This is a genomic window from Streptomyces sp. NPDC054757, from assembly GCF_053612185.1.
This window is the reverse complement of the sequence record NZ_JBSHBW010000003.1, coordinates 341,616-364,519: the sequence shown is the minus strand read 5'-3', so window position 1 is coordinate 364,519 and position 22,904 is coordinate 341,616. Positions and strand designations below refer to the sequence as shown.

The 22,904-nt window shown below is 71.8% G+C and carries 22 protein-coding genes and 1 pseudogene; 14 read left to right on the top strand and 9 right to left on the bottom strand.

From position 1 onward, the window contains the following. Positions 1 to 204: 204 nt before the first annotated feature. Entirely contained in the window at positions 205 to 1,005 is an 801-nt protein-coding gene (locus ACWGKJ_RS06780) for a site-2 protease family protein (protein WP_385028256.1), read from the top strand. Positions 1,006 to 1,073: 68 nt separating this feature from the next. On the opposite strand, the gene ACWGKJ_RS06775 is transcribed toward ACWGKJ_RS06780, so the two are convergent. Both ACWGKJ_RS06775 and npdG read right to left on the bottom strand, forming a co-directional pair. Next, positions 1,074 to 1,268, bottom strand: a complete 195-nt coding sequence (locus ACWGKJ_RS06775; protein WP_385028254.1) for a hypothetical protein — start codon at positions 1,266 to 1,268, stop codon at positions 1,074 to 1,076. A gap of 65 nt (positions 1,269 to 1,333) precedes the next feature. Further along, on the bottom strand, positions 1,334 to 2,038 hold the full coding sequence (npdG, locus tag ACWGKJ_RS06770; RefSeq protein WP_385028251.1) for an NADPH-dependent F420 reductase: 705 nt from the start codon (positions 2,036 to 2,038) through the stop codon (positions 1,334 to 1,336). A gap of 95 nt (positions 2,039 to 2,133) precedes the next feature. Here npdG and ACWGKJ_RS06765 point away from each other — a divergent pair, with 95 nt between their 5' ends. The 4 genes and pseudogenes from ACWGKJ_RS06765 (at position 2,134) to ACWGKJ_RS06750 (ending at position 5,870) form a co-directional block, all read left to right on the top strand. Beyond that, a complete protein-coding gene (locus ACWGKJ_RS06765) occupies positions 2,134 to 2,736 on the top strand; it encodes a hypothetical protein (protein WP_385028248.1) in 603 nt (200 codons plus the stop codon). A 183-nt stretch (positions 2,737 to 2,919) separates the two neighbouring features. Next, on the top strand, positions 2,920 to 3,339 hold the full coding sequence (locus ACWGKJ_RS06760; RefSeq protein WP_385028245.1) for a hypothetical protein: 420 nt from the start codon (positions 2,920 to 2,922) through the stop codon (positions 3,337 to 3,339). Continuing rightward, complete coding sequence (locus ACWGKJ_RS06755; protein ID WP_385028242.1) at positions 3,336 to 4,421, top strand: methyltransferase domain-containing protein; 1,086 nt, start codon at positions 3,336 to 3,338, stop codon at positions 4,419 to 4,421. Before ACWGKJ_RS06760 ends, ACWGKJ_RS06755 begins: the two co-directional genes overlap by 4 nt. Positions 4,422 to 4,535: 114 nt before the next feature. Beyond that, positions 4,536 to 5,870 (top strand): annotated as a pseudogene (locus tag ACWGKJ_RS06750) (MFS transporter). Between the two features lie 21 nt (positions 5,871 to 5,891). On the opposite strand, the gene ACWGKJ_RS06745 reads toward ACWGKJ_RS06750, so the two are convergent. Beyond that, entirely contained in the window at positions 5,892 to 6,122 is a 231-nt protein-coding gene (locus ACWGKJ_RS06745; protein WP_385028240.1) for a hypothetical protein, read from the bottom strand. A gap of 30 nt (positions 6,123 to 6,152) precedes the next feature. Between ACWGKJ_RS06745 and map the strand changes: the two genes are divergently transcribed. Then, a complete protein-coding gene (gene map, locus ACWGKJ_RS06740; protein WP_385028237.1) occupies positions 6,153 to 7,010 on the top strand; it encodes a type I methionyl aminopeptidase in 858 nt (285 codons plus the stop codon). Between the two features lie 129 nt (positions 7,011 to 7,139). Beyond that, entirely contained in the window at positions 7,140 to 7,790 is a 651-nt protein-coding gene (locus ACWGKJ_RS06735) for a biliverdin-producing heme oxygenase (RefSeq protein ID WP_385028234.1), read from the top strand. On the opposite strand, the gene ACWGKJ_RS06730 is transcribed toward ACWGKJ_RS06735, so the two are convergent. The 4 genes from ACWGKJ_RS06730 to ACWGKJ_RS06715 all read right to left on the bottom strand — a co-directional run bounded on the left by ACWGKJ_RS06730 (position 7,780) and on the right by ACWGKJ_RS06715 (position 13,249). Continuing rightward, positions 7,780 to 8,817 carry an urease accessory protein UreD gene (locus tag ACWGKJ_RS06730; RefSeq protein ID WP_385028231.1) on the bottom strand — a complete coding sequence of 346 codons (1,038 nt, stop codon included), beginning with the start codon at positions 8,815 to 8,817 and terminating at the stop codon, positions 7,780 to 7,782. The two genes, ACWGKJ_RS06735 and ACWGKJ_RS06730, sit on opposite strands and share 11 nt — an antisense overlap. Positions 8,818 to 9,038: 221 nt before the next feature. Next, positions 9,039 to 9,779 carry an urease accessory protein UreF gene (locus ACWGKJ_RS06725; protein ID WP_453315683.1) on the bottom strand — a complete coding sequence of 247 codons (741 nt, stop codon included), beginning with the start codon at positions 9,777 to 9,779 and terminating at the stop codon, positions 9,039 to 9,041. A 345-nt stretch (positions 9,780 to 10,124) separates the two neighbouring features. Next, positions 10,125 to 11,732, bottom strand: coding sequence for an HtaA domain-containing protein (locus tag ACWGKJ_RS06720; protein WP_385028225.1), 1,608 nt, complete (start codon positions 11,730 to 11,732; stop codon positions 10,125 to 10,127). A gap of 110 nt (positions 11,733 to 11,842) precedes the next feature. Further along, positions 11,843 to 13,249, bottom strand: coding sequence for an HtaA domain-containing protein (locus ACWGKJ_RS06715; protein WP_453315682.1), 1,407 nt, complete (start codon positions 13,247 to 13,249; stop codon positions 11,843 to 11,845). A gap of 103 nt (positions 13,250 to 13,352) precedes the next feature. Between ACWGKJ_RS06715 and ACWGKJ_RS06710 the strand changes: the two genes are divergently transcribed. The 7 genes from ACWGKJ_RS06710 (at position 13,353) to ACWGKJ_RS06680 (ending at position 21,046) form a co-directional block, all read left to right on the top strand. Continuing rightward, complete coding sequence (locus ACWGKJ_RS06710; RefSeq protein ID WP_385028219.1) at positions 13,353 to 14,384, top strand: heme/hemin ABC transporter substrate-binding protein; 1,032 nt, start codon at positions 13,353 to 13,355, stop codon at positions 14,382 to 14,384. A gap of 3 nt (positions 14,385 to 14,387) precedes the next feature. Next, positions 14,388 to 15,554 (top strand): FecCD family ABC transporter permease, encoded by a 1,167-nt coding sequence (locus tag ACWGKJ_RS06705; protein ID WP_385028216.1) that lies wholly within the window; start codon positions 14,388 to 14,390, stop codon positions 15,552 to 15,554. Positions 15,555 to 15,684: 130 nt separating this feature from the next. Continuing rightward, positions 15,685 to 16,530 carry a heme ABC transporter ATP-binding protein gene (locus tag ACWGKJ_RS06700; RefSeq protein ID WP_453315681.1) on the top strand — a complete coding sequence of 282 codons (846 nt, stop codon included), beginning with the start codon at positions 15,685 to 15,687 and terminating at the stop codon, positions 16,528 to 16,530. 154 nt (positions 16,531 to 16,684) lie between these two features. Beyond that, a complete protein-coding gene (gene efeO, locus ACWGKJ_RS06695) occupies positions 16,685 to 17,830 on the top strand; it encodes an iron uptake system protein EfeO (RefSeq protein ID WP_385028210.1) in 1,146 nt (381 codons plus the stop codon). A 31-nt stretch (positions 17,831 to 17,861) separates the two neighbouring features. Then, a complete protein-coding gene (gene efeB, locus ACWGKJ_RS06690) occupies positions 17,862 to 19,112 on the top strand; it encodes an iron uptake transporter deferrochelatase/peroxidase subunit (RefSeq protein WP_453315680.1) in 1,251 nt (416 codons plus the stop codon). A gap of 106 nt (positions 19,113 to 19,218) precedes the next feature. Beyond that, positions 19,219 to 20,187 (top strand): iron uptake transporter permease EfeU, encoded by a 969-nt coding sequence (gene efeU / locus ACWGKJ_RS06685; protein WP_385023606.1) that lies wholly within the window; start codon positions 19,219 to 19,221, stop codon positions 20,185 to 20,187. Continuing rightward, positions 20,114 to 21,046 (top strand): hypothetical protein, encoded by a 933-nt coding sequence (locus ACWGKJ_RS06680; protein WP_385023622.1) that lies wholly within the window; start codon positions 20,114 to 20,116, stop codon positions 21,044 to 21,046. The genes efeU and ACWGKJ_RS06680 overlap by 74 nt, the downstream gene beginning before the upstream one ends. A 51-nt stretch (positions 21,047 to 21,097) precedes the next feature. Here ACWGKJ_RS06680 and ACWGKJ_RS06675 read toward each other — a convergent pair whose 3' ends face one another. Both ACWGKJ_RS06675 and ACWGKJ_RS06670 read right to left on the bottom strand, forming a co-directional pair. Beyond that, positions 21,098 to 21,829 (bottom strand): bifunctional DNA primase/polymerase, encoded by a 732-nt coding sequence (locus tag ACWGKJ_RS06675; protein ID WP_385023604.1) that lies wholly within the window; start codon positions 21,827 to 21,829, stop codon positions 21,098 to 21,100. A 99-nt stretch (positions 21,830 to 21,928) separates the two neighbouring features. Then, positions 21,929 to 22,618, bottom strand: a complete 690-nt coding sequence (locus tag ACWGKJ_RS06670) for a TetR/AcrR family transcriptional regulator (protein WP_385023602.1) — start codon at positions 22,616 to 22,618, stop codon at positions 21,929 to 21,931. Positions 22,619 to 22,904 lie beyond the last annotated feature (286 nt).

Genomic DNA, 22,904 nt, shown 5'->3' with positions numbered 1-22,904 from the left:
GGTGCTCCGCACACGGCGCCCGTCCGATGTCCGCCACCACTGCCGCCTTCCGTCCGTCATGCCCCCACCCTGCCCGGAACCCACACCCGGCGGCGAGACGTTTACCGCGTGTCACCTGTACGGTCAGGGCTCTTGTGTACGGTCGGGGCTCCTGCCCCGGTACCCCATGCATCACCGGCGCCCCGAACATCAGGAGTCCCGTCCATGACCACCGCCTCCACCCGCCACAGCGAACGGCGGATCAGTCCGGTCTTCCTGGGGATCGTGGCCGTCATGGCGGTCACCGGCTGGGCGGTGTGGGCGGACTTCGCGAAGGTCCCGGGCTTCTCGGTCTTCCTGTTCGTGACGTCGGCGTGGGTGGTCTCGCTCTGTCTGCACGAGTACGCGCACGCCCGCAGCGCCCTGCACAGCGGCGACATCTCGGTCGGGGAGAAGGGCTATCTCACCCTCAACCCGGCGAAGTACACCCACGCGATGCTCTCCATCGTGCTGCCGCTGGTCTTCCTGATCCTCGGCGGGATCGGTCTGCCGGGCGGCGCGGTCTTCATCGAGCGGGGCCGGATCAGGGGCCGCTGGCGGCACAGTCTGATCTCGGCGGCGGGCCCGCTGACGAACGTACTGTTCGCGTTCGTCTGCACGGCGCCCTTCTGGCTGCACGCGCTGGACGGCGTACCGCCGCTGTTCCGCTACGCGCTGGGCTTCCTCGCGCTGCTCCAGTTCACGGCCGCGATCCTGAACTTCCTGCCCGTTCCGGGTCTCGACGGGTACGGCGTGGTCGAGCCCTGGCTGCCGTACAGCATCCGCCGCCAGGTCGAGCCGTTCGGACAGGTGGGGATGATCGCGGTCTTCGCGCTGCTGTGGATCCCGTCGGTGAACCACGCGTTCTTCGACCTGATCGACGCGATCCTGCGCGGCGTCGGGGTCAGCGGCAACGACACGTACTGCGGGCAGAACTTCTACCGCTTCTGGTACGGGCAGCCCGCCGGGTTCTTCTGCCCCAGGTAGCGGCGGAGGCTCGGGGTAGCGGGCGGGCGTGACGGCGGCGGCCCGCTCCCGCCCCGGCGCGCGGCAGGTCAGTGGGCGGCGGGCGTCCTGGCCGCGGCCCTGGCGGCGCGGGTCCTGCGCAGATAGAACCAGGCCATGTTGGACGAGAGGCCCGCCAGCAGGATCCAGACGATCCCGATCAAGCTCCCCTGGACGAAGGAGACCACGGCGGCCGCCACGGAGAGGGCGCAGACGACGAGGGCGTACAGAGCGAGGCGGGGCATGGGGGCGGCTCCTGTCCGGGGGCGAAGACTGTTCGTCCCCCAGTGTCCCCCATGCCCCTTCGCGCTCATACGTCGGTGACGCGCAGCCCCGCGTGGGCCTTGTAGCGGCGGTTGACCGAGATCAGGTTGGCGACGAGCGACTCGACCTGGTGGGCGTTGCGCAGCCGCCCGGCGAAGACCCCGCGCATCCCGGTGATCCGGCCGGCGAGCGCCTGCACGGTCTCGACGTCGGCGCGCGCCTCGCCCAGCACCATCACATCGGTGTCGATCTGCTCGATCTCCGGGTCCTGGAGCAGGACGGCCGACAGATGGTGGAAGGCGGCGGTCACCCGGGACTCAGGCAGCAGCGCGGCGGCCTGCTCGGCGGCGCTGCCCTCCTCGGGCTTCAGGGCGTACGCACCCTTCTTGTCGAAGCCGAGCGGGTTGACGCAGTCGACCACGAGCTTCCCGGTCAGCTCCTCGCGCAGCGACTCCAGGGTCTTGGCGTGCCCGTCCCAGGGCACGGCCACGATCACCACATCGCTGCGGCGCGCGCACTCGGCGTTCTCCAGGCCCTCGACGCCGTGCCCGAGCTCTCCGGCCGCGGTCCGCGCCCGCTCGGCGGCGCGCGAGCCGATGATCACTTTCTGGCCCGCCCTGGCCAGCCGGTAGGCGAGCCCGCGCCCCTGGTCGCCGGTCCCGCCGAGGACGCCGATGACCAGGTCCGAGACATCGGGAAGGTCCCAGGGGTCCTTGGCGGCCGGCTGCTGTGCACTGTCGGTGGAAGTCATGGGCCGACCCTACTCGCTGGTACCCGGTACCCGTACGGATGAGGACCGGTCGACCGCCCGGCGCGGGACGGCCCCGTGCGGCAGGATGCCCGGCCATGGATGCCGTACGGGTAGCGCTGCTCCGGGAAGTACTCGCAGGGACGGAGTGGCCGCGCGCCACCCGCCGGTTCGCCGCCGCGCTGCGGTCGTCCGTGGTGCCGCACGGCGGCGGGCTGCTGCTGGTGGGGACCGAGCGGTACGAGCCGTGGCATCTGGCCGCCCATCTCGTGGACGAGGCCGCCTGGTCGGGGCTGCCGGAACTGGCGCCCACGCTGGTGCGCCACCGGGTCGGGGACGGGGAGCCGGCGCATCTCTCGGTGGGCCTCGGGCGGATCGAGGCGGCGGGGCGCGGTGAGACGCTGCTCGTCGTCGCGCCGGAGCTGCCCGGGGCGGGGCTCCTGGAGCGGGTGCACGGGGCGCGACGGGCCGGTGCCACCGTGCTGGCACTCGACGGCGGGGACCCGGAGGTGCACGGACTCGCGCACGAGACGCTCACGGTGGCGGAGGGCGGTGAGGTGGATCTCGACACCGTGCAGCACCTGGTCAGCGCGGCCGCCGGCGAGAACAGCCTCCCCGCACAGCGCGGCAGGCCCGGCTTCCGCGACCGCCTCTCCCGCCTCGCCGACCAGCTGACCGCTCCCCCGCCGGACCTGTGGTGACCGGGCCGCCCGCTCCTTCTCCGGACCGCCGGTAACCGGGCCGCTGGTGGTCGAGCCGCCCGTAATCCGTTTGCACCCCGGACGCGGCGCGCTGGAGCCGGTCGGGCCGGTCCCGGGTACTGCCGATCGATCTGCAAGCCCGTCCTCGGAGGGCGCCTGAACACGGGCGCGGACCGGCAACTGATGGTGGCAACCCACCGGGTGGACCCGGCGGGCTTCGACGACAGCATCCGGCTGACCGCCCATTACTTCCAGGAGGACATCCCCAAGAAATACGAAGTACGCCTCGTCGCCGTGGACGGCAATCTGTTCGCCGGGACCATCATCGGTACCTCCGAGAAGGCACGGACCGACTGGCGCACCGACTACGAGAACCTGGAGTACGGCACAACCACGGTGCCCGACAAAGTCGCTACGGCTGTTCGGCGCTTCATGGCCTCGTACGGCATCGTGTTCGGCTCCTTCGACTTCGCCGTCACCCCCAACGACGAGTGGGTTTTCTTCGAGAACAATCCGGCAGGCACATGGTCATGGGTCGAGAACCGCACCGGATTACCCATCGCCGCCGCACACGCTGATTACCTGCAGGGGACCACCACATGACCCACACGAACGACCCCGCACCGGCCAGGCTGCGCGCCCAGTTCGCCGCCGCACTCGGCGAGGGACAACAGAGCGAATGGCTGGCAGCGTTCGCCGAGGTTCCGCGGGAACACTACGTCCCGCGCTTCTACCAGCAGGACAAGCGAGGACGGTGGAAGGAGGTAACCAGCGGAGATCCAGGCTACTTGGAGACCGTGTACTCGGACACCGCGCTGACTACACAGCTGGACGAGCATGGCGTCCCCACCTCGTCGTCAAGTGAGCCCCGCCTGATGCTGACCATGCTCGATGCTCTGGACGCGAAGCCCGGCCACCGGTTGTACGAGCTGGGCCTCGGTACCGGGTACAACGCCGCCCTGGCCTCGTCGCGCCTCGGAGGCGACAACGTGGTGAGCGTGGACGTTGATCCCGATCTGGTCCGACTCGCCCGGAGCCGCCTGGCAAGGGGGGACTACCACCCCCTCGTCTTCACTGGGGACGGCGCGGAAGGCTATCCAGCCCGAGCGCCCTACGACCGCATCATCGCCACCGTCGGCCTCCGCTGTCTTCCGCCCGCCCTACTGGCCCAGACCCGCGAGGGTTCAGTCATCGTCGCGCCGATCGGATTCGGCGTCGCGAAAATCGTCGTCGGAAGCGATGGGGAGGCGTCAGGGAGATTTCTCCCGGTACCTGCGTTCTTCATGCCACGTCGAACCGCCTCCCACGGTCCCGACTTCGCAGGGCTGGAACCCCAGGCCGGCACGGCCACCGTTGTACAGGCAACGGATGTGCTCAACCGGCTGAAGTTCCCACTGTCACTCGCCCTCCCCGGATATCACTCGTGCTCCTGGCGAGACGAGTCGGGCGAGGTGACCGGCGTCGGGCTGTGGACCGATGACGGTTCCACGGCCACCGCTCACGTGTCGGGAAAAGCCAGGCAACTCGGCCCACAGCGGCTCTGGGACAAGGTGGAGGAGTTGGCCTCCGTCTTCCCCGGAGGCGCTCCTGCCCGAGAGGACTTCGGCCTCACGATCACGTCAGAAGGCCAGCGAGTCTGGTACCGGGAGCCAGAAGGCCCTTCCTGGCGCCTGCCCACCGAGTAGACGAACTCACGGCCCACTGCACCGTGTCTTACCTCGCCCCGCCGGGCCGCTGGTGGTCGGGCCGCCCGTAATCCGTTTGCACCCCGGACGCGGCGCGGCCGAACATGACCTCTTGTGGCTTCCCGCACGCGGCTCGGCGCGCTCCTCCCCGATCTCACCCCCTGGCGCTCCTCCCGGGAGTTCCGCCTGCTCTGGGTCCAGGGCCTGATCGCCTTCTTCGGCAGTTCGATGGCGCTGATCGCCCTGCCGCTCCAGATCAAGGACCTCACCGGGTCCCCTGCCGCCGTGGGCGCGATGGGGGCGGTGGAGCTGGTGCCGCTGGTCGTCTTCGGGCTCTACGGGGGTGCGCTGGCCGACGCGGTCGACCGGCGCAAGGTCATCCTGGCCACCGAGGCGGGGCTGGGGCTGCTCGCCGTACTGCTGCTCGTGAACGCGCTGATCCCCGCGCCGATGCTCTGGCCGCTGTATGTCGTCGCCGCCGGGGTCTCGGCGCTCGCCGGGCTGCAACGGCCCGCGCTCGACTCGCTGCTGGCGCGGATCGTGCCGCACGACCAGCTGACCGCGGCCGCCGCGCTCAACGCGCTGCGGTGGCAGACCGGCGCGATCGCGGGCCCGGCGCTGGCGGGGGTCGTGGTGGCGTACGCCGGATACCCCACCGCGTACGGGGTCACGGTGCTGGGCTTCACGGTCTCGGTCGCCATGTGCACCCGGCTCTCGCCCGCGCCGCCCTCGCACGACGCCGAGCGGCCCTCGCTGCGCGGGATCGCGCAGGGCGCCCGGTACGCGTGGAGCCGCCCGGTGCTCCTCGGGACGTACGCGATCGACCTGGCGGCGATGTTCTTCGCCTACCCGAACACGGTCTTCCCCTTCCTCGCCGACGATCTGCACGCCACCTGGGCGCTGGGGCATGGGGGCACCTCCCACGCCCTTTAGGCAGTGGGGGAGTACGCGGCGGGGTCGGTGGGGTCCGTGGTGCTCAGTCTGACCAGCGGCTGGACGTCGCGGGTCAGACGGCACGGGCTCTTCGTGGTCTTCGGCGCCGCGGGCTGGGGTCTTGCGATCACGGCCGCCGGCTGGTGCACCAACATCTGGCTGGTGCTGCTCTGTCTGGCCTTCGCGGGCGCGGGCGACATGCTCAGCGGGCTCGGCCGCTCCACTATCTGGAACCAGACCATCCCGGAGGAGCTGCGCGGCAGGCTGGCGGGTATCGAGGTGCTCTCGTACAGCGTCGGACCGCAGCTGGGCCAGGTCAGAGCGGGCACCCTGGCCGGCTGGACCGGGACACGGAACGCGATCTGGAGCGGCGGTCTCGCCTGTGTGGCGTCGGTGGGCCTGCTCGCCGCCGTGCTGCCGAAGCTGCTGACGTACGACGCGGACACCGACGCCGACGCGCAGCTGCGCCGCGCCCGTAAGGAGGAGGCGGCAGCCGCTGCGGCGGCGGCTGTCTGACCGTAAGGACCGGCCCGGCCGTCAGCTCTCCTCGTCGGTGGGGCCGCCCTTCTCGTGCCACTTGGGGTCGGTCTCCCACTCCAGGTTCCGCTCGGCCGCCGTCTCCATGGCGTGCGTCGCCTCCTCGCGGGTGGCGTACGGGCCGAAGCGGTCCTTGGCCGGGCACTCGGGGCCCTCTTCGACCTTTCTGTGCTCGATGCAGTAGTACCACTCGCCCGGCTTCGCGGCCGTGCGCCTCTTGAACAAAGCCATGGTCGGCTCCTCTCTCATACACTCGCTGGCATGTCTGGCCAGTCACTGCTCGTACCAGGGGAGCTCTCTCCCACCCGTTCCGTACCCGGAAACATCCGGCGTCCCGAGTACGTGGGCAAGCCCGCGCCGACGCCGTACACCGGCCCGGACGTCCAGGACGCCGACACCGTCGAGCGTATGCGCGTCGCGGGCCGTATCGCCGCACAGGCGATGGCGGAGGCCGCCAAGCACATCGTGCCCGGTGTGACGACGGATGAACTCGACCGGGTCGCCCATGACTTCATGTGCGACCACGGGGCCTATCCGTCGACCCTCGGCTACCGCGGCTTCAAGAAGTCCCTCTGCACCTCCGTCAACGAGGTCATCTGCCACGGGATCCCGGACTCCACGGTGCTCCGGGACGGCGACATCGTGAACCTCGACGTCACCGCGTACATCAACGGGGTGCACGGCGACACCAACGCCACCTACCTCTGCGGAGACGTCGACGAGGAGTCACGGCTCCTCGTAGAGCGGACCCGCGAATCGCTCGGCCGGGCCATCAAGGCGGTCAGGCCCGGCCGTCAGATCAACATCATCGGCCGGGTCATCGAGTCGTACGCCAAGCGTTTCGGCTACGGCGTCGTCAAGGACTTCACCGGGCACGGCATCAGCACGTCGTTCCACTCCGGCCTGATCGTCCCGCACTACGACAGCCCGTACGCCACGGAGCTGATCAGGCCCGGTATGACGTTCACGATCGAGCCGATGCTCACCCTCGGCAGCCACGAGTACGACATGTGGGAGGACGGCTGGACGGCGGTGACCAAGGACCGCAGGCGGACCGCCCAGTTCGAGCACACGCTCGTCGTGACGGAGACCGGCGCGGAGATCCTCACGCTGCCCTGACCGGATTGGTCCGGGGCCGGGACGGGTACGGACGTTACCGACAGGACGTCGGGAACCCATTGACTTAGGTAAGCCTAAGCATAGAAGATCGACCCAGGTTCTCGTCCCCCTCGGCCCCGGAGGTCCGCCATGGACGCCTTCTCGACGCTCATCCGCACCGCCTCGCACGAGCAGCACAGCACGGTCAGGTCCGTGACGTTCATGAGCGACCTGCTGGGCGGCCGGCTCGGGGTGGACGCCTACGCCCGGTACACCGAGCAGCTGTGGTTCGTCTACCGGGCGCTGGAAGAGGGCGCGGAGAAGCTGACCGGGGACGCCGTGGCCGGTCCCTTCGTCCGGCCGGAGCTGATGCGCACGGCCGCGCTCGAACAGGACCTGGCGCATCTGCGGGGGCCCGGCTGGCGCGCCGGGCTGACGGCGCTGCCCGCCACCGCCGCCTATGCGGAGCGGGTGGCCGAGTGCGCGGAGAGCTGGCCCGGCGGCTACGTGGCGCACCACTACACCCGCTATCTCGGTGATCTGTCCGGCGGCCAGATCGTCCGCGGTGTGGCCGAGAAGACCTGGGGCTTCACGCGCAAGGGCGACGGTGTGCGGTTCTACGTCTTCGACGAGATCCCCAACCCGGCCGCGTTCAAGCGTGGTTACGGAGAGCTGCTCGACGCGGTGGCGGTGGACGACCTGGAGAAGCGGCGGATCGTGGAGGAGTGCAAGCGTGCCTTCGGCCTCAACACCCAGGTCTTCCGTGAGCTGGGCCAGGAGTTCACCCCGCTCAGCGCGTAGGGCGCGGGGCGCGGGAGCCGGTGAGGAGGCGGCGGGCGGCGTCCCAGCCGGCGTACCGGGCGGACGCGACGGCCGCCCCGTCGTCGCCCAGCACCCGCAGCCACGCGCCGCAGCCGTGCGGCAGCACACTCACGCCGTACGGCAGTCCCGTCCCGTCGAGCGCGGTGTGCAGCGCGTCGGCCACATCGGCGGCGGGTGCCCGGCCGGTCACCACATAGAGCGAGGCCATCCGGGTGTGGCCGGAGAGCGCTCCGGGTCCCGCCCCCTCGTTCCGGTCCGGGCACAGCCGTATCGCGTCGAGGGCGAGCAGTCTGCCGTGCGGCCTGCGTATCTCCAGGTCGAGGCCGAGGGCGCCGGGTCCGGGGTGTGCCCCTGTCACGGTCTCCCCCAGGACGACGGTGGCGGCGGGGTCGGCGGTGATCACGGTGCGCTGGTAGAGCCGGGAGCCGGGCAGGGGCAGCAGCGGTTCGGGCAGATACTCCAGATACGCGTCGGGGCCCGCCGCGAGGTTGACCAGCCGGGTGGCGTAGCCCTGCTCCATCGGGCGGACCTCGGTCCCGGCGCCCGTGGCGAGATGCACCTCGGTCTCGGCACCGCAGCAGACGTCGACGCGCTGGCGGTCGTCCCGGACCAGACCGCCCACGACGGGGGCCAGCCGGACGAACGCCATCTGCGGCCGCAGCGGGTCCGGGTGCTGGGGCCTGCCGGTCCGCAGGGGCATCCTGGTGTACCGGCGGACCAGTTCGGTGCGGCCGCTCAGCCGCTCGAACCCCAGCTCGACAAGGCCGACCCGGGGGGACGGCTCCGCTGCGGGGTCGGGCGGCTCCGCAGCGGGTTCGCCGGCGTGCGGGGGCTCACCGGCGTGCGGGGATTCAGCGGTGTGCGCGGGCTCACCGGCCTGCGGGGCGTGCCGGGCCACTTCGGGCGGCACCCGGCCGGGGGTGTGGTGTGCGGCGGAGAGCCGGGACTGCGCGCGCGGGCGTCCCGTCGCCGACGTCTCGGGCACCTCGTCCGTGACAAGCGCCATGTCAGACCACCGTCCCCGGCCGCACGTCCGGCAGTGAGACCCCGTTGTGGCAACGCCCCTTTCCGCCAGGCCAGTTGGGGTAGGACGTGTGGGGGCGGCGTCCGGTGTCCCGACGTCCGTCGGGGCAGCGCAGGAGCGCATGCGACAGCGTGTCGTTCATGGTGATTCCTTCCGGTCTCCCGGCGGCCGGTGGGCCGTCGGGTCGTGCGCTGCGTACCGGTTCAGGGGGCGGGCGCCGGGGCCGGCGCACGGCCGGGTAGCCCCGAGAGGGCCTCGGCCACGGGCACACAGCCGCCCAGATCGGCGAGTTCACGGCGGAGGGCTTCCGCCGCCGCCTCCTCGACGACCGGCACGGCCCCGCGCAGCAGCAGCTGGGCCGCGCCGTGGTCGGCCGACCCGGTCCGCCGGGCCGCTGCCGCGAAGGCGGCGCAGAACGCGAACAGGTCGGCGGTCACCGCCTGTTGACGCGGTACTCCGGCTCCGGCCTGGATGACGGCGGAAACCACCGCCCGGTTGCCGGGCGCCTCCCTGCGCGTGACCAGAGCGGCGTACTCCTCCACGGCATCGGATGGGAACACGGCCCGGCCGAGGCCGAGCAGATGCCGGCCGGTTCTGGTCGCGGCCGTCCGCTGCTCCTGGCCGAGCTTGGCCGCGTGCAGCCGTTCGTCGATCTCGGCGACCTCGCCCCAGCAGCCGTCCGAAGCGGCGGCGTGGGCGAGGGCGAGGGCCGTCGCGTCGGACGGGCCGACGCCGTGGCGCAGCAGAGCGTGGAGCAGGGGGCCGAGGCCGGCCCGGTCCACCCGGCCGGGCCGGACCAGACAGTCCCACTCGTAGGCGGGGTCGCACGGGCCGCCCGGGAAACCGGGGTCCGCCAGTTGCAGGCTGACCAGCAGGGAGGCGTACGGGCCCGGGGCCACCGGGGCTGCGGGCGTCACCGGGTGCGGGGGCGGGGCGGGCAGCACGGCGTGCTGCGCTCCGGGCCGGTACCGAGCGGACCGTCGGCACGTGGGACGAGAGGGGGATCGTCTCCGTACAGGTACACCGGCTGGCCGACCATGGTTGCCTCGTTTCGGCGGTTCGGGCAGATCACTGAGTGGAGTCGGACACGGCGAAGGCCGCGCTTCCGACGCTACGAGAGCCCTGCGGACCTGCCACTCCAGACCGCCCGATGGAGTGAGCGGCGCGGGACCGGGTCACGTGCGGAGCACGCCCCGGTCACTGTGCGGAGCGCGCCCCGCCCGCGCCCGACCGCCCCGCCGCGCACCGCCCCACACAGGAGGGCGGCAGCCGGACGGGGCGGGGCCGGTTCAGCCGTGCGTACGGCGCCTGCGGGCCACGGTCACCAGGGCGGCTCCCGCCGCGGCGACGGCAGCCGATGCGCCGATGAGGGCGTCGGCCGGGACGGCGGAACCGGTGGAGGCGAGTGCGCCGCCCGTACCGGCTCCGCCGGTGGCGCCGCCCACCGGACCGCCTCCGGCCGAACCGCCTCCGACCGTTGACCCGCCGGCCGTGTCCGGGCCGCCGGCGTCGGTGGTGGTGCCGGTGGTCCCGGTACCGCTGGTGGATCCGGAAGGCGGACGGGCGTCCGCGCTGAGCGCGAGAGCCACCGTCACCGGGTCGATGGCGTCACCCGCGTGGTAGAGGGATCCCGTCGTGTCATTGGCGAACTGAGCCGCGCCGTCCGCCGTGAAGGCCGCCGGGACGTTCTTCCACTGCACCACGTCACCCTTGGCCGTGTAGGTGACCTTGGAGAGGTCGAGCGAGGCGAAGTCGACGTCCTGGTGCACCCCCTTGGGTGTGGTGACATCCGCGCTCAGCGTGCCCTTGGCGCCCTTGGCCACGATGTGGATGTCCGAGAGTGCGATGTCGAGCCGGTGCGCGGTGTAGAGGAACCGCACACGGCCGCCGAATGCGGCGTTCAGGGTCTTCTTGCCGCTGTTCAACTCGGCCTGGGCAAGCGGGAAGTCGAACCCGTCGGCGTTCTTCGCGGCACCGGCCTCGGTCCTGATCTCACCGCCGCTGAGGATGTACGTACGGAAGGACTTCTTCACGCCCCAGGCGAGCGTGCCGTGCGCCACCTGACCGGGCGTCTGCTCCGGCCCGGCCGGGGTTCCGGTGGGGGCGGGCTTTCCGGTCGGCCCGCCCGTCGGCTCACCGGTGGGCTTTCCGGTCGGTCCGGTGCCGGGGCCAGTACTGGGCTCCGTACTCGGTCCGGTGCCCGGTCCGGTGCTCGGTCCGGTGCCCGGTCCGGTGCTCGGTCCGGTGCTGGGCCCGGTGCTCGGTCCGGTGCCCGGTCCGGTGCTGGGCCCGGTGCTCGGTCCGGTCGGGGTGCCGAACTCCAGCCGTACCGTGATCGGATCGCCCTCGGCCCCGGCGTACGAGGCCGAACCCAGCACGTCACCCGCCTCCTTGGTGAGCGTCGCGGGCAGCTCCTCCATCGAGGCCCCCGTCGCCTTCACTTCGGCGAGCGGCACATCCTGCCGGGTGCCGCCGTCCTGGGTGACATCGGCCGTGATCCGCTGGGTGCCACTGTCGAACCGCAGGTCGGAGAGGGTGACTTCGAAGCCGTGCCCCTTGGGAGGCGGGGGCGAGGAGAAGGTGACGCTGCCGGTGAAGGCCGCCTTCACCGTGTGCGTTCCGGGGTCGTACGCCCCCTGGGCGCCGCCGAACCGGAAGGTGCCGTCGGCGTTGCGCCCGGCTCCGTCCGCGGTGCGTATATCCCCTGCGGCCATGCCGGTGACGTACGCGCGGTAGGACTTCTTGACGCCCCAGTCCAGCGTGCCGCCGGTGATGTTCAGCGGCGTGCTGGGCGGCCCGTCGGCGGCGAGCGCGGGCAGGGCGAAGGCGGTGGCGCCGAGCGCGGTCACCGTGGCGACGGCGGCGGCCAGAGCCATCGGGCGGCGGGTAACGGCCATGATCAGGTGTCTCCTTGGGAGCGTGCCGATGGGACGGCATGGCGAGTGACATGACGTGTCGTGGGGTACGGGCGGGTGGCGGCCGGTCCTGGTCCGGCGTCGGCGCACGGTCAGCGCTGTCCGCCCCGGCGCCTGCGGACGGCCAGGAACACCAGAGCCGCGACGGCGATGACGCCCGCGCCGAGACCGGCGTACGTGCCGGTGCGGCCGGCCGCCGACCGGGCCGCCGTGTTCGCGGCGACCGGGTGCCCGGACTTCCTCTCCGCGGCGGGGGCAGGGCTCGGCGTACTGCCCAGATCGGGCAGGGCGGGCAGCGCGGCCTCGCTGTCGACGGCGACGGACAGCGACACCGGGTCCATCGCGGTGCCCGGCCGGTACATCGAGCCGAAGAGTTCCGCGCCGCCCGCGGTCAGCTTCGTCGGCGCATCGGCGAGTGCGATCAGGCCGTTCCTGGCAATGAGTTGCCGGGCGCTGAAGGTCGCCACCGGCTTCCCCGCGGCGGAGAGGGTGCCCTCGCCGTCCCTGACCCTGACGGCCAGTCCGGTCAGCCGCACATCCAGCCCGGTCCCGGTGAAGCGGACCGTGCCCGCGAAGTGCGCGTCGAGCGTCTGTTTCCTCTCGTCGTATGTGCCCCTGCCGCGCGGGAAGCGGAAGAGCGCACCGCCGTCCTGGGCGCCGCCGGAGAGGGTCCACTTGCCCCGGGCGACGGAGCCGGTGACGTACTCACGGTAGGTACGGCGCACCCCCCAGTCGACGGCGGCGTCCCGGATGGCTCCGGCGGGGTGGTCCTTGACGGCTTTCCCCGAAGGATTACGGTCCGACGGCTTCCCCTCCCCCGGCTTCCCGGACCTCCCGGAAGGCGCCCCGGCAGAGTCGCTCGGGTGCGCGGCCGGCTGGACCACATCGGCCGACAGGCTCACCGGGTCGAGCGCCGTACCCGCCGGGTAGTAACCGGCGAAGGCACCGGCGCCCTCTGAAGTGAGCTTCGCGGGTACGGAGTTGAGGGTGACCGGGGAGCCGCCGCCCTTCATGGTGACACCGGACAGCGCCAGCGTGGCGAGCGGCACCTGCGCCGATGCGGTGAGCCGCCCGGTGGTTCTGGACCTGCTGGCCATGTCGGCGTAGAGCGTGCCGCGGCCTCCGGAGATCCGGACGGTGGGGCGGCTGATGGTGAGGTCGAGTTCATGGGTGCCGTCCGCTTTCCGGTGCCCCACGAAGTGGACCCCGCCGGAGAACGCCGCGCTGAAGGCACCGCTGTCCGGGTCGTACGAACCGGTGGCCGAGTGGAACCGGAACTGCTCCCCGCCCACCGTGGCCGCACCGCCCTGAATCCCCCAACTCCCTTGCGCGATGGGGCCGGTGACATAGCTCTGGAAGGAGGACTTGATCCCCCAGTCCAGCCGGCCGCCGCGCACCGTGCGGTCCGCCGCGTGGGCGGCGGACGCCGGGAGCAGGGCCACCGGCAGGGCCGCGAGGAGCACGGCGGCCAGCGCACGGACCGGTCGACAGGACAGCATGGAATCCCCCCGGAGGGCTGGTTAGTGAGGTAAGGCTAACCTAAGCTATCCCCGACTCGGCCGGAACCCTTCCGGCCCGGGAACCCGACAGAACGACAGGACGGTGTCCTCCGTGCGCACACCCCGGACGGCCGGTGTACTGCTCTCCGCGCTCGCCCTCGCTCTGGCAGCCACCGGCTGCGGCAGTACGCACACCACACCCGCCGCACGGTCCACCGGAACGGGCCGCGCCGCGTCGGCCGCCCCCGCCGACCGGGTCGAACCCCTGGCCGCAGCACCGCACGCCCGGCTCCCCGCACACATCCGTTCCGCGGACGGGCGGCGGGTGACGGTCACTTCGGCCGACCGGATCGTCCCGCTGACCGGAAGTCTGAGCGAGATCGTCTTCACACTCGGCCTGGGCAGGCACGTGGTCGCCCGCGACATCACCGCCACCTTCGAACAGGCGCGGAAGCTGCCGGTGGTGACCCGCGCGCACGACGTCTCGGCGGAGGGCGTCCTCTCCCTGAAGCCGACCGTCGTCCTCGCGGACACCACGACAGGGCCGGTGGAAGCCATCGCGCAGATACGAGAGGCGGGCATCCCGCTGGTGGTCGTGGACCCGGCGAAGGGGCTGGGCGACATCGACCGCCGGATCGACGCGGTGGCCGGTGCGCTCGGCGTGCCGGGGCCGGGTGCGGAGCTGAAGCGGCGCACCGCCCAACGGCTCGACGCCGTAAGGAAATCCGTCCCCGCCCGCAAGGGCCCGGCCCGGCTCCGGGTCGCCTTCCTCTATCTGCGCGGCAGCGCATCGGTCCATCTGCTCGGCGGCCGCGACTCCGGGGCCGCCTCGCTCCTTGAGGCGGCCGGCGCGGTCGACGCGGGCAAGGCGTCCGGTCTGGACAAGGACTTCACCCCGATCACCAGCGAGGCCCTCGCCAGGGCCGCCCCCGACGCGATCCTGGTGATGACCAAGGGGCTCGCATCGGTCGGCGGCATCGACGGCCTGGTGAAACTGCCCGGCGTCGCCGAGACCCCGGCCGGTATGGACCGCAGGGTCGTCGCGATCGACGACGGGGTGCTGCTGAACTACGGGCCGCGCACCGACCAGGTGCTGAAGTCCCTGGTCGCGCAGTTGTACGCGAACGGGAAGTGACCGGTGACCACCCGCACCCCCGGCGCCGCCCCCGTACCGGCAGAAGACCCCGCCCGCACACCGGCCCGGGACACCGCCGTACCGGCCCGGGACTCCGCTCCCGTACCGGCCGAAGCCTCGTCCACCACCCCCGAGCCGCGTCAACGACGCCCGACCACAGTCCTCCTGACGGCTGGTCTGCTCGCCGCGCTCGTCCTGCTCTGTCTCCTGTCGGCGGGGATCGGCGCCTATCCCATCCCGCTCCATGACGTCCTCTCATCGGTGCTGCACCGGGCCGGTCTCGGCGGCTCGACTCTCGACCGGGTCGGCGAGAGCGTCCTGTGGAACGTACGGCTGCCGCGAGTCGTCCTCGCCCTGCTCGTCGGGGGCTCGCTCGGCTGCGCGGGCGCCCTGACGCAGGGCGTGTTCGGCAATCCGCTGGCCGAACCGGGCGTCATCGGCATCTCGTCGGGCGCCGCGGTCGGCGCGGTCTCCTCCATCGCCCTCGGGCTGAACTTTTTCGGCAACTGGACGGTGACGGTCTGCGCGTTCGCCGCCGGGCTGGGGACCGTACTGCTGGTGTACGCGCTCTCCCGCTCGGGCGGGCGGACCGAGGTCGTCACGCTGATCCTCACCGGTATCGCGGTGAACGCATTCGCCGGGGCGCTGATCGGGCTCTGCGTCTTCTTCGCGGACAACGCCCAGATCGCCCAGATCACCTTCTGGCAGCTGGGCTCGCTGTCCCAGGCGACCTGGCCGAAGGTGCTCGCCGTGCTGCCGTGCGCGGTGCTCGGTCTCGCCGTGGCGCCCTTCACGGCACGGAAGTTGGACCTGCTGGCGCTGGGCGAGCGGCCCGCCCGGCACCTCGGGGTCGACGTCGAACGGCTGCGGCTGGTGCTCGTACTGGTCGTCGCGCTGCTCACGGCTGCGGCGGTGGCCGTCGCCGGGATCATCACCTTCGTCGGGCTGCTCGTCCCCCATCTGCTCCGGATGGCGAACGGCCCCGGCCACCGCTTCCTGATCCCGGGCAGCACGCTGGGCGGTGCGGTGATCCTGGTGGCCGGCGATCTGGCCGCGCGGACCGTGGCGGCGCCGGCCGAACTGCCGCTCGGGGTGCTGACGGCGCTCTTCGGAAGCCCGTTCTTCTTCTGGCTGCTGCGCAGAACGCGCCACCGCACCGGCTGGGCGTGACCGGGCCACCCGCCGCACCGCCTGGGCCCGACCAGGCCGCCGCCCGGGTGCGATCCTGCCGCCGCCCGCCGCACCGCCCGGACATGCACCGGCCGCCCCCACTCCGTACCCCCTCCCCCCGAGGTGACCCGTGCTCAGAGCCCTTTTCCGGAACCGCCCCCGTCAGCTCCCCGCCAGCCATCCACCCGGCACTCCCCTGGCCCAGGCCCACGGCCTCCACCTGCGTCTGGGCGGCCGTGCCGTCCTCAGCGGTATCGACCTCACGGTGCGGGCAGGTGAACTCCTCGCGCTCGTCGGCCCGAACGGCGCCGGGAAGTCCACGCTGCTCGCCGCCCTGGCGGCCGATCTGCCCGCGACGGAGGGCGGGGTACGCATCGACGGGCGCCCCGCCGCCTCCTGGCCGGCCGCCGAACTCGCCCTGCGCCGGGCCGTGCTCCCCCAGTCCGCCGGCCTCTCCTTCCCCTTCCCGGTCGAGGAGGTCGTACGGATGGGCCGCGCCCCCTGGGCCGGTACGGAGCGGGCGGACGACGACGGACCGGCCGTCGCCGGTGCGATGGCCGCCACCGAGGTCGCCGCGTTCGCCGCCCGGCCCTTCCCCTCGCTCTCCGGCGGCGAACGCGCCCGGGTCGCCCTGGCCCGGGTGCTCGCCCAGCGGGCCCCGCTGCTGCTGCTCGACGAGCCGACCGCCGCACTCGATCTGCGCCATCAGGAACTGGTGCTGCGGATCTGCCGGGAGCGGGCCGCCGCCGGGTGTGCGGTCGTGGTGGTCCTGCACGATCTCGGACTGGCGGCCGCCTACGCCGACCGGGCCGCCGTCCTGCACGGCGGACGGATCGCCGCCGACGGTCCGCCGTCCCGGGTCTTCACCGCGGAGTTGCTGAGCCGCGTGTACCGGCAGCCGGTCGAAGTGCTGGCCCATCCGGACACCGGAGCGCCGCTCGTCATCCCTGAACGGCAGCCACCGGGAGCGGCTTGACCTGATCATGACCATGCCGTGACGGGCTTGTGTCCGCTCTTCGCGATGTTCTCCGCAATGAGACCTGAATCACGACACGAGCGGGTATCGGTGAGGTAAGCCTCGGCTAAGTTAGGGCTGCCTCAGTCGACCTTTCACCGCGTGTGGAGCCCCTATGCGACCCGTCCGACTCTCCGTCGTCACCGCCGTCACGGCCGTGGCCGCTCTGACCGCCGTCACGGGCTGCGCCAAGAAGAGCGACGCCAAGGCGGGCGGCGACGGTGTCGTCTCCGTCACCGCGAGCGACTCCGCCTGCAAGGTTTCCACCACCGAATTCCCCGCCGGGCACGTGCAGTTCGCCCTGGAGAACAAGGGCTCCAAGGTCACCGAGGTCTATCTGCTCTTCCCGGACGACCGCATCGTCGCGGAGCGCGAGAACATAGGCCCCGGTCTGAAGCAGAGCCTGACCGCCGAGGTGAAGGCCGGTTCGTACGAGATCGCCTGCAAGCCCGGGATGAAGGGCAACGGCATCCGCCAGAAGGTCACCGTCACCGGCGGCAAGGCCGTCAAGCGTGACCCGAAGCTGGACGCCGCGGTCGCCGCGTACCGCACGTACGCCCAGGAGCAGGCGGACGGGACGCTGCCGAAGGTGAAGGTCTTCACCGACGCCATCCGCCGGGGTGATCTGGCGGCGGCCAGGAAGGCGTACGCGCCCTCGCGCATCGGCTGGGAGCGCACCGAGCCGGTCGCCGAGTCGTTCGGCGACATCGACCCGAAGACCGACACCCGCGCGGACGGCCTGGAGAAGGGCCAGAAGTGGACCGGCTGGCACCGGCTGGAGAAGTCGCTCTGGCAGGACAAGAAGATCGGCGCCACCGAGAAGTCCCTCGCCACCGAGCTGGACACCGACCTCGCCGACTGGCAGAAGCGGGTGGGCACCGCCGCGATCACCCCGACGTCGATGGCCAACGGCGCCAAGGAGCTGCTCGACGAGGTCGCCACCGGGAAGATCACCGGTGAGGAGGACCGCTACAGCCACACCGACCTGGTCGACTTCAAGGCGAACGTCGAGGGCGCCCAGCAGGCGTACGAGCTGCTGAAGCCGGTCGCGTCGAAGAACCAGCCGGCCCTGGCCAAGGAGCTGGACAAGCAGTTCACGGCGCTCAATTCGCTGCTCGACCACTACCGCGACGACAAGACCTCGTACGACTTCACGCCGTACGACAAGGTCTCCGAGGCGGACCGCAAGAAGCTGTCGGACGCCGTCAACGCCCTGGCCGAACCGCTGTCGAAGCTCGCAGCGGCCGTGGTCACCAAGTAAGCGCCCGGCACGGACAAGGCAGGAGCACCTCATGGCTGACGAGAGCGGCGCCGCTTCCCCGTCCCGGCGTTCCCTGATCGGCTGGGGCGGCGCGGGGCTCGCGATCGGGGCCGTGGCAGCGGGCGGCGCGACCGCCGCCGCGCTGCGCACCGACGACGGGACCGCCCCGGTGGCGGAGTCCGGCGCGGCGGTGCCGTTCCACGGCGCGCACCAGGCCGGGATCGCCACCGCCGTCCAGGACCGGCTGCACTTCGCGTCGTTCGACGTGACGACCGGCGACCGGGCCGAACTGGTCCAGCTGCTCAAGGACTGGACGGCGGCCGCCGCCCTGATGACCCAGGGACACACCGTGGGCGACGGCGCGTACGGCGGTCTCGCCGAGGCCCCGCCCGACGACACCGGGGAGGCGCTCGGTCTGAAGCCGTCCCGGCTGACGCTGACGGTGGGCTTCGGCCCGAAGCTCTTCGAGAAGGGCCGGTTCGGTCTTGAGGGCCGGCGGCCCGGGCCGCTGGTCGATCTGCCGGAGTTCCCCGGTGACAATCTCGAAGCGACGCGCAGCGGCGGGGATCTGTGCATCCAGGCGTGCGCGGACGACCCGCAGGTGGCGGTACACGCGATCCGCAATCTGGCCAGGATCGGCTTCGGCAAGATCGCGATCCGCTGGTCGCAGCTGGGCTTCGGCAAGACCTCGTCGACCACACCGGACGCCCAGACCCCGCGCAACATGATGGGCTTCAAGGACGGCACCCGGAACATCTCCGGCACCGACACGGCCGCCCTGCGGGATCACGTGTGGGCGGCGGAGAAGGGCGACGCGGCCTGGATGACCGGCGGTTCCTATCTGGTGGCCCGCCGTATCCGGATGCATATCGAGACCTGGGACCGCGCCTCGCTCCAGGAGCAGGAGGACGTCTTCGGCCGCGACAAGGGCGAGGGCGCGCCGGTCGGCAAGGCGAAGGAGCGCGACGAGCCGTTCCTGAAGGCGATGCTGCCGACCTCGCACGTACGCCTCGCCCATCCGGACAGCAATCACGGGATCCGGATCCTGCGCCGCGGCTACTCCTTCACCGACGGTACGGACGGCCTGGGGCGGCTGGACGCGGGGCTGTTCTTCCTGGCGTACCAGCGGGACACCCGGCAGGGGTTCATCCCGCTCCAGCGCGGTCTGGCCCGCCATGACGCGCTCAACGAGTACATCCAGCACGTGGGTTCGGCGCACTTCGCCGTCCCGCCGGGCGTCCGCGGCAAGGGCGACTGGTGGGGCCGTGCGCTGTTCACCTGACGCGCTGCCGCCCGACGTGCTGTCCGCCCGACGCCCTGCCCGCTCCCCTCACCCCGGGATCCCGTCGTTCCCGTAACCCGGTTCCTGCAACCAGAAAGGACCCGACGTGTTCGGCAACTATCTGATCGGCCTGCGCGAGGGGCTCGAAGCGAGCCTCGTCGTGTGCATCCTCATCGCCTATCTGGTCAAGACCGGCCGGCGTGACGCGCTGCGCCCGGTGTGGATCGGTATCTCCACCGCGGTCCTGGTGGCGCTCGTCTTCGGCTTCGCGCTCGAATTCGGTTCGGAGGAGCTGACGTTCAAGGCCCAGGAGGGTCTTGGCGGATCGCTGTCGATCGTCGCGGTGGCCCTGGTGACCTGGATGGTCTTCTGGATGCGGCGCACCGCGCGCCATCTCAGGGCCGAACTGCACGGCAAGCTCGACACCGCGCTGCGGATGGGCACGGGCGCGCTGGTCGCGACGGCGTTCCTGGCGGTGGGCCGGGAGGGTCTGGAGACCGCGCTGTTCATCTGGTCCTCGGTGCACACCTCGACCGACGGGGCCCAGGGTCCGATGATCGGCGCGCTCCTCGGCATCCTCAGCGCCGTCGTGCTCGGCTGGCTCTTCTACCGGGGCGCCGTCCGTATCAACCTGTCGAAGTTCTTCACCTGGACCGGCGGGATGCTGGTGGTCGTGGCCGCGGGTGTGCTCGCGTACGGCGTCCACGACCTGCAGGAAGCCGACTTCGTCCCCGGTCTGCAGAGCCTGGCGTTCGACATCAGCTCGACCGTCCCGCCGGACAGCTGGTACGGGACGCTCCTGAAGGGCGTGTTCAACTTCCAGCCCGACCCGACGGTGCTCCAGGCAACGGTATGGGTGCTGTATCTGGTCCCCACGCTCGTGTTCTTCTTCGCCCCGGTAGGGTTCACCACGTCCTCGAAGGCAGCGGGATCGCAGGAGCAGAAGGCAACTCATGGGCAGGCTGGGGCGGCTGGCGGCGGGACTCGCGACGACAGCGGCGATGTCGCTGACGGCGAGCGGGTGCATGACGGTGCACGGGGAGCTGGAGGTCGTACCGTCGGCGACGAAGGCTGAGGCGGCGCAGGCACTCGCCGCCTTCACCACCGCGTACAACAAGGCGGACAAGGCGTACGACCCGGCTCTCGACGCGGGCCGGGTCACCGGTCCGCTCGGGGCCATCAACCAGGCGGGGCTCAAGGCGCGGCACGTCACCACTCCGTCCGGCAACGCGCAGCACTCCGACCTCAAGCTCACCGACGTGAAGTTCGTGATCCCGAAGAAGGCCGGGTGGCCGCGGTGGTTCGTCGCCGACACGGACTCCAACCGGGACCGGGACGGCGGCGGCAGACTGGACACCCGCTGGCTGGTGGTGTTCGTACGGAACGCGGCCGACCAGCAGTGGAAGGCCGCCTATCTCTCGGTGCTGCGCCCCTCGGCGGTCCCTGACTTCGTCACCGACAAGGACGGCTGGGCGCGGCCCGCCGAACCGGCCGACCCGTCGCTGGCGGTGGCTCCGGAGAAGCTCAGCGCCGAGTACACCGGGTATCTGCAGAAGGGGAGCCCGGACCACTTCGCGCCGGGCAACGACACCACCGACTGGCGCAGGGCGCGGAAGAAGAACGCGAATCTGCCGGGGCTCTCCACGCAGTACGAGGACCGGGCGCTCACCGAGGGCGACTACCGGCCGCTGGGTCTGGCCGTCCGGGGCGGCGGGGCGCTGGTGTTCTTCTCCAGCCGCCACTACGAGCAGCAGACCGCCGCGAAGGGGCTGCATCTGACGGTGCCGCCGGATGTACGGGCGCTGATGACGAGCGACGCGAAGAGCACCCTCACCAAGGAGCGCGTCTCCAGCCAGGTCGCGCTGGTCCCTGAGAAGGGACAGGTAACCATCCTCAACCGGCTGGCCGGACTGACGGCGGCGAAGGGCTCCTGAGGCAGGACGCCCGGGGCCGGGCCGGGCAGATCCGGCGCTGAGCCGGCCGGCTCAGCGGCCGAGGGGCCACGCCACCGCGTGTGCGTCCTGGTCGTCGGCGTCGGCGTGGCGTGCGCAGGCGTCGGTGAGCGTCTCCAGGAGGGTCAGCGGATCGGGCAGCGGATGTTCGAGTCCGCGCACCCAGTCCACGCTCGCGTCACCGGGCAGCCGGGCGGGCGGTACGAGCACATAGCTGCCGCGGCAGTGCCAGCGCAGCCCCGGGTGCTCGTCCATCGTCTCCGGGTGGCAGTCCAGCTCGCACGGCCACCACTCGTCCTCGTCCTCGGGCGTACCGCGGGTGGCGGTGAAGAAGAGCATCCGGTCGGTGCCCGACTGGGCGACCGGCCCCACCTGGATCCCCTCGGCGAGCAGCCGCTCCAGTGCGCTGCGCCCCGCGTCGAGCGGCACATCGAGGACGTCGAGGACCATGCCGGTCGCGGTGATGAAGTTGGCGTCGGGCTGGTTCCGCACCCAGCGCTCGACCTGGGCGCGGTCGGTCGTGGACTGCGTCTGCCAGGCGAAGGAGAGGGGGTGCCTGGCCGGGGTGGGACAGCCGACCCGGTCGCAGGAACAGCGGTACCCGACGGGGTGGGCGGCGGGCGAGAGGGGCAGCCCGGCATCGGCGGCGGCGACGAAGAGCCTCTCCCGGAGGAGGTCGTCAGGAGGGGACTGCTTGGGGCGGCGGCGCAGCCACTGGCTCATCCTGCTCGCCGGGCCACGGTCTCGGCCGAACTCTGTTCCCATCTATCCCCTCACCTCACCGCTGCCGCTGTATGCACCACGGACCCTCCATGCTGCCACCATCCTGCGCCCCGGGTGACCACACTTACCGGCCGGGGTGGTTCAGCCACTGTCCGGATGTGCCCCGATCCCGCGCAGCACCTGGTCCACACAGGTGTCGGCGAAGGCGTGGGTGAGCGGGTTGGTGCGCTGAAGCCAGCGGTGGGTGAGCGGCCCGACCAGCATCTCCACGGCGATCCGGATGTCCACGTCCGCGCCGATCTGCCCGGCGGCGACGGCGGACCGCAGCCGCTCCTCGTACAGCCTGAGGGCCGGTTCGAGGAGTTCGCGGGTGAAGCGCCTGCCGAGCTCCGGGTCGGTGGACCCGGCCGCGGTGAGGGCGCGGGTGGGCGCCTCGTACGTCTCGTCGTTGAACTGGTCGACGGTGAGCCGCAGCACCTGCTTGAGGTCGGCCGCGATGTCCCCGGTGTCGGGGAAGCCGCTCCACTCGCCCTCGGTCTCGGCGTCCCCGGCGAGGGCGAGGGAGGCGTCGAGCAGGACGGCCGCCTTCGACGGCCACCAGCGGTAGATCGTCTGCTTCCCCACCCCCGCCCGGGCGGCGATGGCCTCGATGGTCAGCTTGTTGTAGCCGGCCTCCGTGACCAGCGCGAGCGCCGCATCGAGGATCGCCCGGCGGGAGCGCTCACTGCGACGGCCGGCGTCGGGCGCCCTGCCGGTCGTCCGTACGGGGGGTGCGGTGCCGGGCCGGTGTCCGGCGGGCGGCTTCGCTTCGGGGGACGGGGAGTCGGCCATGGAGGGGAATCTAACATCGGCGGATCCGATACGTATCGTCTCGGTATCCGCGTGATGTACGCCTTGCGCACCGGGGCTCCCGTCCGACCCCGCCGCCCCACCGCGGGGCTTCGGCCACGGCGGACGGGCGGCCACGGCGGAGCAACGACCACCGAGGGCGTAGGGCCAGGGCGAAGTAGCGACCCCAGAGGACGCACGACCACGGTGGGTGAACCACCCGATCGGTGCACAGCGCGCGGGGCCCCGCAGGCGGACCATGGCAGCTAGTCGGCTGCACACCCCGCAG